This is a genomic window from Streptomyces sp. NPDC041122, assembly GCF_055592445.1.
The window spans coordinates 362,142-376,477 of sequence record NZ_JBVIYQ010000008.1 but is presented as its reverse complement, the minus strand read 5'-3'; the positions used below and the strand labels follow the sequence as shown (position 1 = coordinate 376,477).

Sequence of the window (14,336 nt, the reverse complement as noted above, 5' to 3'; positions counted from 1 at the left end):
CCCGGGGCTGCGCGGGGCCTGCCCGGAGGGTGGAAGGCCCTAGCGGGCGGCGAGCGCGTGCTCCCCGGCCTTGCGCATCGCGTCGAGCGGCGCCGGGCCGTGGCCCGTCATCTGCTCGACCTGCAGCACCGCCTGGTGCACGAGCAGGTCGAGGCCACTGACGACGGCGCCGCCGTACGCCGACCAGCGGGCCGCGAGCTCGGTCGGCCACGGGTCGTACAGCACGTCGAAGAGGGTGGCCGGGCGCTCGGGGACCAGGGCGGACAGCGCGTCGGTGGTGCCCGCCGGGGTCGTGGCGATCACCAGGGGGGCCTCCAGCGCCTCGCGCGCGTCCTCCCAGGCCTCGGTCCTGACCTCCACGTCGAGCCGCTCGCCCCACTGCCGCATCTCGGCGGCGCGGGTGTCGCTGCGTACGTACGCGACGACCTCGCCGGTACAGATGCGCGCCAGGGCGGCGAGCGCCGACGACGCGGTGGCGCCGGCGCCGAGGATCGCGGCGGACTCGACCTGCTCGATGCCGCGTTCGCGGAGCGCGGCGACCATGCCGGGCACGTCGGTGTTGTCACCGACCTTCCTGCCGTCCTCCCGGAAGACCACGGTGTTGACGGCCTCGACGGACGCCGCTGTCCCGCTGATCTCGTCGAGCAGCGGAATGATCGCCCGCTTCAACGGCATCGTCAGCGAGAGTCCCGCCCATTCCGGACCGAGCTCCCCGATGAATCCGGGCAGCGCCGCCTCGTCGATCTCGAATCGGTCGTAGGACCAGTCGCTCAGTCCCAGCTCCTCGTATGCCGCGCGATGCAGCGCCGGGGAGAGGGAATGGGCGATCGGTGAGCCGAGGACCGCGGCTCGTCGCTTCTGCGCGCTCATTGCCCCTTCAGGTATTTCTCGCGGTTCCGGTTCTGCTCTTCGTTGGTCTCGGCGAACAACGTCTTGTCGTCGATGGAGACGAAGTAGTACCAGTCGCCCTTTGCGGGCTGCAGCGCCGAGTTCAGCGCCACCTCGCCCGGGTTGCTGATCGGTCCGGGCGGCAGACCCTTGATCTTGTAGGTGTTGTACGGGTCGTTGAGCTTGCGCAGTTCATCGACCGTACCGGTGCCCAGCTTGGACTCGCCACGCAGGTAGTTGACCGTCGAGTCGAAGTCCAGAAGACCGTACGTCTCGGTGTTGTTGGGCTTCAGACGGTTGTAGACGACGGTCGCGACCTTCTCGAAGTCGTGCTTGTACTTGCCTTCGGCCTGGACGAGGCTGGCCACCGTGAGGACCTGCAGCGGGTCCTTCAGATTGAGTTCCCTGGCCTTCGACTTGAGGCCCATCTCGTCGTACTTCTCATTGGCCTGGGCGACCATCTTCTTGAGGACGTCCTCGGGCTTCTGGCCCTTGGCGACGGGATAGCTGGCCGGGAAGAGGAAGCCTTCCAGCGGGTCCTTGATGTCCTTGTTCGTATTCGCCCAGGAGGGAAGTCCGAGACTCTTCCATTGCGTCTTGGCGACGTTTTCGGTGGTGCCCTTGTCCAGGTGAAGACGCTTGTCGATCATTTTGTAGACCGAGGCGTTCCGCATGCCCTCGGGAATGATGAGGTTGTTGCGGCTCTTCGGGCTGAGCATCAAATCGACGGCGGCCTGGGCGGACATGTGCTTCTTCAGCACATAGACGCCCGCCTGAATGGACTGGCCCTGCGGATGCTTTCCCTGAGCGGACACGAAGGCGTCCACACTCTTGACGACGCCGGCTTCCTTGAGCTTCTGCCCGATCGCGTAACCGCCGGAGTCCTTCGGGATGTCGACAGTGGCCGTCCCGGAGCCCTCGCCCGCGTAGTCCGGGGCCGTGCCGAAACGATCCTGGTAGAACTGGTAGCCGAAATAGCCGACTCCTGCCAGCCCTCCGCCGAAGACCATGGTGACGACCAGACAGGCACAGCCGCTGCGGCGCTTCTTGGACTTCTTCCCGCCGCGGCCGCCGCGCCGGTCGCCTCGGCCACCGCGCCCGCCGGGCCCGTGATCGTCGTCCTCGTCACCGTCGCCGCCCGCGAAGAACGCGTGTTCTCCCTGGTCGGGGCCCGGGTCCCAGTCCTGCCTCTCTGCCTCGGAATCGGGGTTCGCGGTACGGCGACGGGTCGGCGGCTCCGGCGGCGCGTAGGCGTCCGGAGTCGCGTAGTAGTCGTGGTTCTCCGCGCCGTAGCCGCTCTGCTGGCCGGCGTAGGGGTCCATCGGATCGCCGCCGTAGGGGACCTGACCCTGGCCACCGGTGTCCCAGCCACCGTTGTAGCCCTGGCCGGCACCGTCGCCGTACCCCTGAGCGGAATCGCCGTGGTACCCCTGTCCCGGGTCCCCGTGGAACTGCTGCTGCCCGCCGTACGACTGCTGCTGGTCGTAGGTCTGCTGCCGGCCGGTGCTCCAGTCACCGCCGTAACCCGACTGGTGCGGCGGCTGATGCTGGTGCGGCTGCTGAGGGTCGTACTGCCCCTGGCCGCCGTAGGTGGACGTGCCGGTCGCGGGCGCCTGTCCTCCCCATCCGCTGTCCCCGTACAACGGGTCCTCCGGATGCCACGGTTCGGAGCCTGGGCCCCGGCCATACTCAGTCATCGATCCCCTACATGCCGCGAGGCGGGGCCGCCGTCTGGATGGCCGGGCAACCGTTCCGCCTCTTGATGCTGTGCGGCAGCTGTTCGAACACCGCCGCATCGCGCGGAACGTTACCGTATCGCGATCAGATGACCACTTCGACGCCCTCGCCGGGAGCATTACCTGACGCCCGTTCGGACTCCAAGGCCTGCTGAAGAATGATCACGGCCGCGGCCTGATCGATGACGGACCTGCCCTTTTTGGACTTCACACCGGAGGCGCGCAGCCCCTGACTGGCCGTCACTGTGGTCATCCTCTCGTCCACCAGCCTCACCGAAATGGGGGCGACCATGCGGGCGAGCTCCTGGGTGAAGGCACGGATCTTGGCGGCCGCCGGGCCCTCGCCCCCGTTCAGGGAACGAGGAAGGCCGACGACGATCTCGATCGGTTCGTACTCCTCGACGAGCTGCTTCAGCCGGCGCTGGGCCGCCGGGACGTCCCGACCCGGCACCGTCTCCACCGGCGTGGCGAGGATCCCGTCGGGGTCGCACGAGGCGACCCCGATCCGGGCGTCACCGACGTCGACTGCCAGACGCCGGCCCCTGCGCATTCCTGCGGACATCAGGCCGTCTCGGTGACGAGGCGCTCGACCGCGGCGATCGCCTCGGGCACGGCGGCCGCGTTCTGACCGCCGCCCTGGGCGACGTCCGGCTTGCCGCCGCCACCGCCGCCGAGGGTCTTGGCGGCGGTACGGACCAGCTCGCCCGCCTTGAGACCGCGCTCACGGGCGGCCTCGTTGGTGGCGATGACCGTCAGCGGGCGGCCGTTCGCCGTGGTGAAGAGCGCGACGACGGCCGGGCGGTCGCCGGGGATGCGGCCGCGCACGTCGAGGACCAGCCTGCGCAGGTCGTCGGCGCCCGTGCCGTCCGGCACCTGACCGGTGACGAGGGCGACGCCGCGGACGTCCTTGGCGGAGTCGACGAGACCGGCGGCGGCCTGGAGGACCTTCTCCGCGCGGAACTTCTCGATCTCCTTCTCGGCGTCCTTCAGCTTGGCGAGCATGCCGGAGATCTTCTCGGGGAGCTCCTCGGAGCGCCCCTTGACCAGCTCCTGGAGCTGGGCGACCACCGTGTGCTCCTTGGCGAGGAAGTTGTACGCGTCCACACCGACCAGCGCCTCGATGCGCCGCACACCGGAGCCGATGGAGGACTCGCCGAGCAGCTTCACCAGGCCCAGCTGGGCGGTGTTGTGCACGTGCGTGCCGCCGCACAGCTCCTTGGAGAAGTCGCCGATGGTGACGACGCGGACCCGCTCGCCGTACTTCTCGCCGAACTCGGCGATGGCGCCCTGCTTCTTCGCCTCGTCGATCGACATGACCTCGGCCTGCACGTCCAGCTCGTGCGCCAGGACCTCGTTGATCTTCTGTTCGACGTCCGTCATCACGGCCGTGGGCACGGCGGAGGGCGAGCCGAAGTCGAAGCGGAAGCGGCCGGGCTGGTTCTCCGAACCGGCCTGGGCGGCCGTCGGGCCGAGCGCGTCGCGCAGCGCCTGGTGGGTGAGGTGTGTGGCGGAGTGGGCGCGGGCGATGGCGCGGCGGCGGTGGGCGTCGATCGAGGCCCAGACCGGGGCGCCGACGGTGATCTCGCCGACCTGGACGACACCCTTGTGCACGTGCACGCCGGGCACCGGCTTCTGCACGTCGCGGATCTCGACGATCGCGCCGCTGTCCAGGCGGATGCGGCCGGTGTCGCCGATCTGGCCGCCGCCCTCCGCGTAGAAGGGCGTGCGGTCGAGGACGATCTCGACCTCGTCGCCCTCGGTGGCCGCGGGCGAGGAGACGCCGTTGACCAGCAGGCCGACGATCTGCGCCTCGTTCTCCGTGAGGGAGTAGCCGGTGAAGTCGGTGGCGCCGGAGGCGTCGGCGATCTCGCGGTAGGCGTGCAGGTCGGCGTGGCCGGTCTTCTTGGCCCTGGCATCCGCCTTGGCGCGGTCGCGCTGCTCCTTCATCAGGCGGCGGAAGCCGTCCTCGTCCACGGAGAGGCCCTGCTCGGCCGCCATCTCCAGGGTGAGGTCGATGGGGAAGCCCCACGTGTCGTGCAGCAGGAACGCCTTGTCGCCGGAGAGGACCTGGCCGCCCGCGGCCTTGGTCTCGGTGACGGCGGTGTCGAGGATGTTGGTGCCACCCTTGAGGGCCTTGAGGAACGCGGCCTCCTCGGCGAGGGCGACGGTCTCGATGCGCTTGCGGTCGGTGACGAGCTCCGGGTACTGCTGACCCATCGTGTCGATGACGACGCCGATGAGGTCGAGGACGACCGGGCCGGTCGCGCCGAGCAGCCGCATGTTGCGGATGGCGCGGCGCATGATGCGGCGCAGGACGTAGCCACGGCCCTCGTTGCCGGGGGTGACGCCGTCGCCGATGAGCATCGCGGACGTACGGATGTGGTCGGCGACCACGCGCAGGGAGACGTCCGAGCCGTGCTCGGCGCCGTAGCGCACGCCGGTGAGCTCGGTGGCCTTGTCCATGACGACGCGCAGGGTGTCCGTCTCGTACATGTTCTGTACGCCCTGCAGGATCATGGCGAGGCGTTCCAGGCCGAGGCCCGTGTCGATGTTCTTCGACGGGAGCTCGCCGAGGATCGGGAAGTCCTCCTTGCCGTCGCCCGCGCCGCGCTCGAACTGCATGAAGACCAGGTTCCAGATCTCCACGTACCGCTCGTCGTTGACGGCCGGGCCGCCCTCTTCACCGAACTCCGGGCCACGGTCGTAGTTGATCTCGGAACACGGGCCGCAGGGTCCGGGCACGCCCATGGACCAGAAGTTGTCCTTCTTGCCCAGGCGCTGGATGCGCTCGGCCGGGACGCCGACCTTCTCGCGCCAGATCTGCTCGGCCTCGTCGTCGTCGAGGTAGACCGTGATCCACAGGCGCTCGGGGTCGAGGCCGAAGCCGCCCTTCTCCACCGGGCTGGTCAGCAGCTCCCAGGAGAGCGTGATGGCGCCCTCCTTGAAGTAGTCGCCGAAGGAGAAGTTGCCGCACATCTGGAAGAACGTGCCGTGCCGGGTGGTCTTGCCGACCTCTTCGATGTCGGGCGTGCGCACGCACTTCTGCACGCTGGTGACGCGCGGCGCGGGCGGCTTGACCTCACCCAGGAAGTAGGGCTTGAAGGGCACCATGCCGGCGGGGACGAGCAGCAGAGTCGGGTCGTCCGCGATGAGCGACGCCGAAGGGACGACGGTGTGCCCGCGCTCCTCGAAGAAGCTCAGCCAGCGGCGGCGGATTTCAGCCGACTCCATCAGTGGTCCTCATTCCGGTTGTACGAGTGCGCCGGGTTCTCGACGTACTGCGTCTTCTTCGTGTCGTACTTGTTGCTGCTGTGGTTCTCGATGACCGCGAAACGCCGCGGTGCGGGGAGCTCGGCGTCGGGGTGGTCCTGCAGGCCCAGCGCCTCGCCCAGCTCCGCCTCGCGCTCGGCCATGCCGTCGCGGATGTCGAGCGCGAAGTCCTTCAGGCGGTGCCCCGTCTCGATCGCCTTGTTCGCGGCCTGCGCGGCGAGGCTCTCGGGGGTCAGCTGCTTGAGCTTCCGGTTGACCTTGGTGGTGGCCCATACGCCGGCGGCTGCGCCCGCGGTGAACCAGAACGTACGGCGGAACATCGCTGCGTCAGTCCCTCTTACTCCGGTTGGCCCGCTTGGTCCGCCGCGCGGACGGGACGGTGCGACCCACGATCACCGTACGACGGGGCTGCTTGCTGGGCATTTCCTTTGCTTCGGGCGCCGCCTTGCGGCTGATGGCCCGGCGCACGCCGTAGCCGAACGCGGCCACCTTCACGAGGGGGCCGCCGAAGGTCGAGGCGACCGTGGTGGACAGCGCCGAGGCGTTCGACGTGACCTCCTGGACGTCGGAGGCGATGGCGTCGACCCGGTCGATCTGGGTCTGCGCGGAGCGCACCGCGGTGGAGGCGTCGGCCAGGAGGGGGACCGCCTGCTCGGTCACGTCCGCGACGAGCTTGGTGGTCGCCCTGAGCGTCTGGGCCAGCCTCGCCAGTGCCACCGCGAGGAAGGAGACCAGGATCGCCCAGAAGACGGCCACCAGGACCCCGGCAACCTCTCCACCGGACACTTGGCACCGCTCCCTGAATCTCGTCCCTGAACTTCGTACCTGACTTCGTACCCGAACATCGAAAAGTCGTCCTCCGACCCTATCGCGCCGGGGGCTCCGCTCCGTACCGCATTCCCCGTCGCCGTCACAGGAGTTGCGCGAAGTGATTGTACGGACCGCATACGAATGAGTACGCTCCGTACCCCATGCGACCACTTCCGCCCGGGAATCTCCCCCTGGAACTGAGCTCCTTCGTCGGGCGCGAGACCGAACTCGCCGAGCTGGCCACGGCGTTGGAGGCCGGGCGGCTGGTCACGGTGACCGGGGTCGGCGGGGTCGGCAAGTCGCGCCTCGCCCTGCGGGCCGCGGCCCGCACCCGGCTGCGCGACGGCGCCTGGCTGGTGGATCTCACGACGCTGCGCGACCCCGACCTCCTGGAGCACGCGGTCGCCGAGGCGCTGGAGCTCACCGACCACACGCGCCGGCCGCCGCGCCAGGTGCTGCTCGGGCACCTCGTGGAGCGGGAGCTCCTCCTCGTCGTCGACGGTTTCGAGCACCTCGTCGACGCCTGCGCCTGTCTGGTGCGCGAGCTCCTGGCGCACTCCCCCGGGCTGCGGGTGCTCGCCGTGGGGCGCCGGCCGCTGGAGACCGGGGGTGAACGGCTCCTGCCGCTCGCGCCGCTGCCGGGGCCGGACGCGGCGGCGCTCTTCACCGAGCGGGCGGCGGGCGGCCTGCCCGGTTTCGTCGTCGACGACGGCAACCGCGCGGACGTCATGGAGCTGTGCCGCCGCCTGGAGGGGATCCCGCTCGCCGTGGAGCTGGCCGCGGGCCGGCTGCGGGCGCTCTCCCCCGCGCAGCTGCTCGCCCGGCTCGACGACCGGTTCCGAGTGCTCACCGGCGTCCGGCGCGACGCGCCGCCGCGCCATCAGACGCTGCGCACCGCCATCGGCTGGAGCCACGAGCTGTGCGCGCCGCGGGAACGGCTGCTGTGGTCGCGGCTCACGGTGTTCGCGGGCCAGTTCGACCTGGAGGCGGCCGAGTACATCTGCGCCGGGGACGGCCTGTGCGCCGAGGAGGTGCTCGACGTACTCGACGAACTCCTCGCGCAGTCCGTGGTGACCCGCGAGGAGTGGCCCGCGGGGGTGCGCTACCGCATGCTCGACACGGTCAGGGCGTACGGCGCCGACTGGCTGGAGGCGGCGGGCGAGAGCGAGCGGATGCGGCGCAGGCACCGCGACTGGTACATGGGGCTCGCCACCTGGTGCGAGCTGGACTGGTTCTCGCCGCGCCAGCCGCAGGTCGCCGCCCTCGTCGACGCGGAACTGCCCAATCTGCGGGCCGCGTTGGAGTTCTGCCTGACCGAGCCGGACGAGGCCCACCTCGGCCAGTACCTCGCGGGCACGCTCTGGTTCTACTGGGTGGGGTGCGGGCGGCTCGCGGAGGGCAGGCACTGGCTCGACCGGGCCCTGGAGCTCGACGGCGGCCACGACGACTCGCGGCTCAAGGCGCTGTGGGTGCTCGGTTACGTGGCGGTGCTCCAGGGCGACGCGGTCGCGGCGCTCGCCGCTCTGCACGAGTGCCGGGACGGCGCGGAACAGGCGGGCAGCCCGGTCGCGGCGGCGTACGCGGAGCACCGCATCGGCTGTCTGGCCCTGGTGACGGACGACCTGCCGCGCGCGGAGACGCTGCTGCGCTCGGCGCTCGACCGCTACCGCACGATCGGCGAGCTGAACAGCAACGTCCTGATGGGGCAGGCCGAGCTCGCCATGGCACTGGCCTTCCGCGGCGAGCTCGCGGACGCGGTGGAGCTCTGCGAGCACGTGCGCCTCGTCTGCGAGGACCACGGGGAGCGCTGGGCCCTCGCGTACGCGCTCTACGTCCTCGGCTACGCGGCCTGGATCCGCGGTGAGGCGCGGACCGCGCGCGAGCTGCTCGCCGAGGCGCTCGCTCTCGACCACCGTTTCCACGATCTGCTGGGCACGGTCCTCTCCCTCGAACTGCTGGCGCTGTTCACCGTGGCGGAGGGCGATCCCGCGGAGGCCGCGGTGCTGCAGGGGGCGGCAGCCCGGGTGTGGCCGTCGGTGGGCCTGCCGCTGTTCGGCTCGGCCCATTTCGGCGGACCGCACGCGCTGTGCGAGGAGCGGGCCCGCGAGGCGCTCGGCGACGAGCGGTACGAGGAGTGCGTCCGGGCGGGGGCCGGGCTCGACCTGGACGCGGCGGTGGCGCGGGCGCTGTGCACCGGCCCCGGAAACGACCGAACCCGCCGCCTGCCCCGCCCTGAGGGGCGGGGAGGCGACGGGCTGAAGCAGGGTGAGCTACGTCCGGGTCAGCGGGCGTAGTACTCGACGACGAGCTGCTCGTCGCAGATCACGGGGATCTCCTTGCGGTTCGGGTCGCGGTCCAGGCGGAAGGCCAGGGCCTTCAGGTTCACCTGGAGGTAGCGCGGGGTCTCGCCGTCGGCGGCGAAGCCACCCTCGCGGGCGACCTGGAACAGCGGCTTCTCGCGGCTGCGCTCGCGGACCATCACGACGTCGTCGGGACGGACGCGGTACGACGGCTTGTCGACCTTGCCGCCGTTGACCTCGATGTGGCCGTGCACGACCATCTGACGGGCCTGGTAGATCGTGCGGGCGATGCCCGAACGCAGAACCAGGGCGTCGAGACGACGCTCCAGCTCGATGACCAGGGCCTCACCGGTCTTGAGCTGCGTCTTGGACGCGCGCTCGTAGGCACGGACGAGCTGGCGCTCGGACAGGTCGTACTGCGCGCGCAGACGCTGCTTCTCGAGCAGACGGACCTTGTAGTCCGAGTTCTGCTTGCGCCCACGGCCGTGCTCGCCCGGCGGGTAGGGGCGGGCCTCGAAGTACTTGACGGCCTTCGGGGTCAGCGCGATGCCGAGGGCACGCGACTTCTTGACCTTGGGGCGGGACTGGTTCGGCATGAACCAACCTCTCTGTTCATTGTGAATTCGGCTTCACCAGTGGTTAGGGGAGGTCGCATCCGCAGCCTGGGAAACCTCGTGAGCCATGGGCTCGCAAGGCAGCCGCTCCCTGGTCTGGGCACTATGTGCAGCACGCGAGTGGCCCACCGACCGATTCCCGGGCTCCGGGTGGTGGTGGGCTGCCCGCGACACCTTCGACGGTGCGCGACGCTCCTGGATCCCCGGTGCCTTACGGCGGTGGGGTTCCGGCTGGATGTCCCGATCTGGTGGCGCCGGTACGGGACCGGCACGGGACGCAGCGCTTCGGGCCAGTGTACCGGGTGGCCGGGGGTGCCTCCCACCCGGCTCCGCGGCGGGGCCTACCCCTCGGGCTGGTCGCCCTTGAGGCGGGCGCGGACCCGGTCGACCACGTCGGCGTACCGCGCCTCGGCGCCGTACCGGGTGGGCTGGTAGTAGCGCTTGCCCTCGATGGTGTCCGGCGCGTACTGCTGGGCGGCGATGCCGCCGGGGACGTCGTGGGGGTACACGTACCCCTGGGCGTGGCCGAGCTTGGCCGCGCCCTTGTAGTGGCCGTCGCACAGGTGGGGCGGAACGGGGCCGGCGAGTCCACCGCGGACGTCGGCCTGGGCCTGTTGGATCGCGATCGTCGCGGCGTTCGACTTCGGGGCCAGGGCGAGGGCGATCGTGGCGTGGCTGAGGGTGAGCGCGGCCTCCGGGAAGCCGATCATGGCGACGGCCTGGGCCGCGGCGACCGCGGTGGGCAGGGCGGTCGGGTCGGCGAGGCCGATGTCCTCGCTCGCGGAGATCATCAGGCGTCGGGCGATGAAGCGGGGGTCCTCGCCCGCCTCGATCATGCGGGCCAGGTAGTGCAGGGCCGCGTCGACGTCCGAGCCGCGGATGGACTTGATGAGGGCGCTCGCCACGTCGTAGTGCTGGTCGCCGTCCCGGTCGTACTTCACGGCGGCCCGGTCGACGGACTCCTCCAGGGTCTGGAGGGTGATCGTCTTCTCGCCCTGGGCGAGCGCCGACCCCGCGCCCGCCTCCAGGGCGGTGAGGGCGCGCCGGGCGTCGCCGCCCGCGATGCGCAGCAGGTGTTCCTCGGCCTCTTCGGGCAGCTCGACCGCGCCGCCGAGCCCCCGCTCGTCGGCGAGCGCCCGGCGGAGCAGGCCGCGCAGGTCGTCGTCGGTGAGCGGTTCGAGGGTGAGCAGCAGGGAGCGCGAGAGCAGCGGGGAGATGATCGAGAAGTAGGGGTTCTCGGTGGTCGCCGCGATCAGCGTCACCCAGCGGTTCTCGACGGCGGGCAGCAGCGAGTCCTGCTGGGCCTTGCTGAAACGGTGGATCTCGTCGAGGAAGAGGACGGTCTCCTTGCCGTGGCCACCCATCGCCCGGCGCGCCCCGTCGATGACGGCGCGCACCTCCTTAACGCCCGCGGTGATCGCGGAGAGCTCGACGAAGCGCTTGTTCGTCGCCTTGGAGACGACGTACGCCAAAGTGGTCTTGCCGATGCCGGGCGGGCCCCACAGGAACACCGAGGAGGGTCCGGCGGGGCCTCCCCCGCCCTCGCCGACCAGGCGGCGCAGGGGCGAGCCCGGCTTGAGCAGATGCTGCTGGCCGACTACTTCGTCGAGGGTGCGGGGGCGCATCCGGACGGCCAGGGGACTGCTGGACGGGTCCTTCTCCTGGCGGTCTTCGGCTGCGGCGGTGAACAGGTCGGGCTCCACGTCAAGAACCCTATGTCACCCCACTGACAATCCCGCCGGGGAGGCGGTTCCGCCCGCTCAGGCCCAGAGGTCGGCACCCCAGCGGGTGAGGATCAGCATCGCGACGACGCCGAGGTGCATCACGGGCAGGGCCCAGGTGAAGTCCGCGAGGAAGCTCTTGGCCCAGTTCGGCGCGGGCAGGAAGCCGGCGCGGACGTTGGCGGACGTCACGTACCAGAACATGATGATGGTGGCCGCCCAGGCCAGGCAGCACCACAGGCAGAGCGCGTTGATGTGGTAGAGCGACTGGATCATCAGCCAGGTGCAGAATCCGACGCCGAAGAGCGTGCCCGCGTTGAACGTGAGCCAGTACCAGCGCGGGAAGCGGGCGCGGCCCAGCAGGCTCATGCCGACGCAGATGACGATGCCGTAGGCGACCAGGCCCAGCATCGGGTTCGGGAAGCCGAAGGCCTCCGCCTGCTCGCTCTTCATGATGCTGCCGCAGGCCACGACGGGGTTGATGCTGCAACCGGGCTGGAAGTTCGGGTCCTTCAGGAGCTCGAACTTGTCGAGGGTGATCACCCAGGCGGCGAGCAGACCGGCCGCGCCCGTGATCACCAGCAGCAGGGCGAGCGCACGGCTGCCGCCGACGGCACCGGGAGAACCCGTGCGCTCCTGGCCGTCCAGGGCGCCGTCCTTCGCTGACATCGTTTTGCTCATCACGCCGTTCCGTCGCTTGTGGTGGCCGCGGGCACGCACATTGTGCCGCACGCGCCTGTGTGTCCACCGTTCGATGGACATAAGGAGGCACGTACGGGGGCGTGAACTCCGACATCGGGAACCGGACTCTGCGGCTCTGGACCCGGCTGCGCCCCGGAGCGAGGTCGCGGGGCGCCTGCCCCGGGCCCCGCTCCCCAAGAGCCTCAGCGACGCTCCTACTTGAGCTTCGCCTTCAGCGTCGGCACCAGCTCGTCCACCGCGACCGCGTCCTGCTCGCCGGACTCCATGTCCTTGAGCTGGACGACGCCCTCGGCGAGGTCGCGCTCGCCCGCGACGACCGTGAAGCGCGCGCCGCTGCGGTTGGCGTTCTTCATCGCGCCCTTGAGGCCCTTGCCGCCGAAGCTGAAGTCCGCCGCGATACCGGCCTTGCGCAACTCCGTCACCTTGGCGAACAGGACGCGGCGCGCCTCCTCGCCGAGCGGTACCGCGAACACGCTGGTGGACGCGGGGAGTTCGAGCTCGACGCCCTCCGCCTCCAGGGCCAGCACCGTGCGGTCCACGCCGAGCGCCCAGCCGACCGAGGGCAGCGAGGGGCCGCCGATCATCTCGGACAGGCCGTCGTAGCGGCCGCCGCCGCCCACCGCGGACTGCGAGCCGAGGCCGTCGTGGACGAACTCGAAGGTGGTGCGCGTGTAGTAGTCCAGGCCGCGGACCAGCTTCTCGTCGTCCTCGAAGGCGACGCCCGCCGCCGTGATCAGTTCGCGGACCTCCTCGTGGTACGCCTTGCAGGCGTCGCAGAGGTAGTCGCGCAGCGAGGGTGCGCCCACCAGCTGCTTCTGGACGTCGGCACGCTTGTCGTCGAGGACGCGGAGCGGGTTGATGTCGATACGTCGACGTGTCTCCTCGTCCAGGTCGAGCCCGCGCAGGAACTCCTGCAGCGCGGCCCGGTAGACGGGACGGCACTCCTTGTCGCCCAGCGAGTTGAGCAGGATCCGGAAGTTCCGCAGGCCCAGGGCGCGGTACGCCTGGTCGGCCAGGATGATCAGCTCGGCGTCGAGCGCCGGGTCCTCGGCACCGATGGCCTCGGCGCCCACCTGGGAGAAGTGGCGGTAACGGCCCTTCTGGGGGCGCTCGTAGCGGTAGTACGAGCCCGAGTACCAGAGCTTGACCGGGAGGTTGCCGGCCTTGTGGAGGTTGCCCTCCAGGGCGGCGCGCAGCACGGAGGCGGTGCCTTCGGGGCGCAGCGCGAGTTCGTCGCCGCCCTTGGTGGTGAAGGCGTACATCTCCTTGGTGACGATGTCGGTGGACTCACCGACACCGCGGGCGAAGAGCTCGACGTTCTCAAACCCGGGTGTCTCGACGTAGCCGTAGCCGGAGTCACGCAGCGGCGCCGCGATGGCCTCGCGCACCGCGAGGAACTTCGCGGAGTCGGGCGGCAGCAGGTCGTAGGTGCCCTTGGGGGCCTTGAAGGTGCTCACGGAATTTCTCTCGTCACATTCCTCGTCGCGGGGCGGACATGTCGTCCGCGCCCAAGCCGGCGGCCACCTGCCGCAGATACGGGTTGGTGGCGCGCTCCTGGCCGATGGATGTCTGGGGGCCGTGGCCGGACAGCACCACGGTCGAGTCGTCGAGCGGCAGGCACACGCGGCCCAGCGACTCGAGGATCTCGGTGTGGCTGCCGCCGGGCAGGTCGGTGCGTCCGATGGAGCCGGCGAAGAGCAGATCGCCCGAGAAGAAGACCGAGGGGATCTCGGACGTCTCGGGCATCCGGAAGGTCACCGACCCCTTCGTATGGCCCGGCGCGTGCGCGACGGAGAAGTCGAGGCCCGCCAGCTTCAGGTCGGCGCCGTCGGACAGCTCCCGCAGGTCGTCGGGCTCCCCCACGGTCAGCTCGCCCATCAGCGGCATCCCGATGGAACGCCCGAGCGCCTTCTCGGGGTCGCTCATCATGTACCGGTCGGACGGGTGGATCCACGCGGGGACGTCGTGCGCTCCGCACACCGGGACGACCGAGGCGACATGGTCGATGTGGCCGTGGGTGAGGATGACCGCGACGGGCTTGAGCCGATGCTTGGCGAGTGCGTCCTCGACTCCCTGGGCGGCCTGGTGGCCCGGGTCGATGATCACGCACTCCTCGCCTGCGGCGGGGGCGACCACATAGCAGTTGGTGCCCCAGGCCCCGGCGGGGAACCCGGCAATGAGCACGATCGTCCTTCGTTCGTCGTCCGGCGGGGGAACCGCGGTCCCCGGCGGGAGAACGCGGCAGATCAGAGCCTACCGGCGCTGCCGATTCCACAGGTAACCCATATACGGTAC

At 70.3% G+C, this 14,336-nt stretch carries 12 protein-coding genes; 1 reads left to right on the top strand and 11 read right to left on the bottom strand.

Annotated features, from left to right (window positions below):
* Positions 1 to 39: 39 nt before the first annotated feature.
* From ACZ6B8_RS28405 to ACZ6B8_RS28380, 6 genes are all read right to left on the bottom strand, one after another.
* On the bottom strand, positions 40 to 870 hold the full coding sequence (locus tag ACZ6B8_RS28405; protein ID WP_471609103.1) for a shikimate dehydrogenase: 831 nt from the start codon (positions 868 to 870) through the stop codon (positions 40 to 42).
* Positions 867 to 2,585 carry an endolytic transglycosylase MltG gene (gene mltG / locus ACZ6B8_RS28400; RefSeq protein WP_471609102.1) on the bottom strand — a complete coding sequence of 573 codons (1,719 nt, stop codon included), beginning with the start codon at positions 2,583 to 2,585 and terminating at the stop codon, positions 867 to 869. Before mltG ends, ACZ6B8_RS28405 begins: the two co-directional genes overlap by 4 nt.
* Positions 2,586 to 2,709: 124 nt before the next feature.
* A complete protein-coding gene (gene ruvX, locus ACZ6B8_RS28395; protein WP_471081384.1) occupies positions 2,710 to 3,174 on the bottom strand; it encodes a Holliday junction resolvase RuvX in 465 nt (154 codons plus the stop codon).
* 11 nt (positions 3,175 to 3,185) lie between these two features.
* Entirely contained in the window at positions 3,186 to 5,855 is a 2,670-nt protein-coding gene (alaS, locus tag ACZ6B8_RS28390) for an alanine--tRNA ligase (RefSeq protein WP_471081000.1), read from the bottom strand.
* The gene (locus ACZ6B8_RS28385) at positions 5,855 to 6,214 is read right to left on the bottom strand and encodes a DUF6167 family protein (protein WP_362371617.1); all 360 of its coding nucleotides are present in this window, start codon (positions 6,212 to 6,214) and stop codon (positions 5,855 to 5,857) included. Before ACZ6B8_RS28385 ends, alaS begins: the two co-directional genes overlap by 1 nt.
* 7 nt (positions 6,215 to 6,221) lie before the next feature.
* Positions 6,222 to 6,680 carry a DUF948 domain-containing protein gene (locus ACZ6B8_RS28380; protein WP_355818992.1) on the bottom strand — a complete coding sequence of 153 codons (459 nt, stop codon included), beginning with the start codon at positions 6,678 to 6,680 and terminating at the stop codon, positions 6,222 to 6,224.
* A gap of 185 nt (positions 6,681 to 6,865) precedes the next feature.
* Between ACZ6B8_RS28380 and ACZ6B8_RS28375 the strand changes: the two genes are divergently transcribed.
* A complete protein-coding gene (locus ACZ6B8_RS28375) occupies positions 6,866 to 8,998 on the top strand; it encodes an ATP-binding protein (protein WP_471080994.1) in 2,133 nt (710 codons plus the stop codon).
* Here the strand turns inward: ACZ6B8_RS28375 and rpsD are convergent.
* The 5 genes from rpsD to ACZ6B8_RS28350 all read right to left on the bottom strand — a co-directional run bounded on the left by rpsD (position 8,986) and on the right by ACZ6B8_RS28350 (position 14,225).
* Complete coding sequence (rpsD, locus tag ACZ6B8_RS28370; protein WP_355818996.1) at positions 8,986 to 9,600, bottom strand: 30S ribosomal protein S4; 615 nt, start codon at positions 9,598 to 9,600, stop codon at positions 8,986 to 8,988. The two genes, ACZ6B8_RS28375 and rpsD, sit on opposite strands and share 13 nt — an antisense overlap.
* A 359-nt stretch (positions 9,601 to 9,959) precedes the next feature.
* Positions 9,960 to 11,321, bottom strand: a complete 1,362-nt coding sequence (locus ACZ6B8_RS28365) for a replication-associated recombination protein A (protein WP_471609101.1) — start codon at positions 11,319 to 11,321, stop codon at positions 9,960 to 9,962.
* Between the two features lie 57 nt (positions 11,322 to 11,378).
* Positions 11,379 to 12,008 carry a vitamin K epoxide reductase family protein gene (locus tag ACZ6B8_RS28360; RefSeq protein ID WP_471080987.1) on the bottom strand — a complete coding sequence of 210 codons (630 nt, stop codon included), beginning with the start codon at positions 12,006 to 12,008 and terminating at the stop codon, positions 11,379 to 11,381.
* 227 nt (positions 12,009 to 12,235) lie between these two features.
* Positions 12,236 to 13,498, bottom strand: coding sequence for a histidine--tRNA ligase (gene hisS / locus ACZ6B8_RS28355; protein ID WP_471609100.1), 1,263 nt, complete (start codon positions 13,496 to 13,498; stop codon positions 12,236 to 12,238).
* 13 nt (positions 13,499 to 13,511) lie between these two features.
* Positions 13,512 to 14,225 (bottom strand): MBL fold metallo-hydrolase, encoded by a 714-nt coding sequence (locus ACZ6B8_RS28350; protein ID WP_471080981.1) that lies wholly within the window; start codon positions 14,223 to 14,225, stop codon positions 13,512 to 13,514.
* Positions 14,226 to 14,336: the final 111 nt, after the last annotated feature.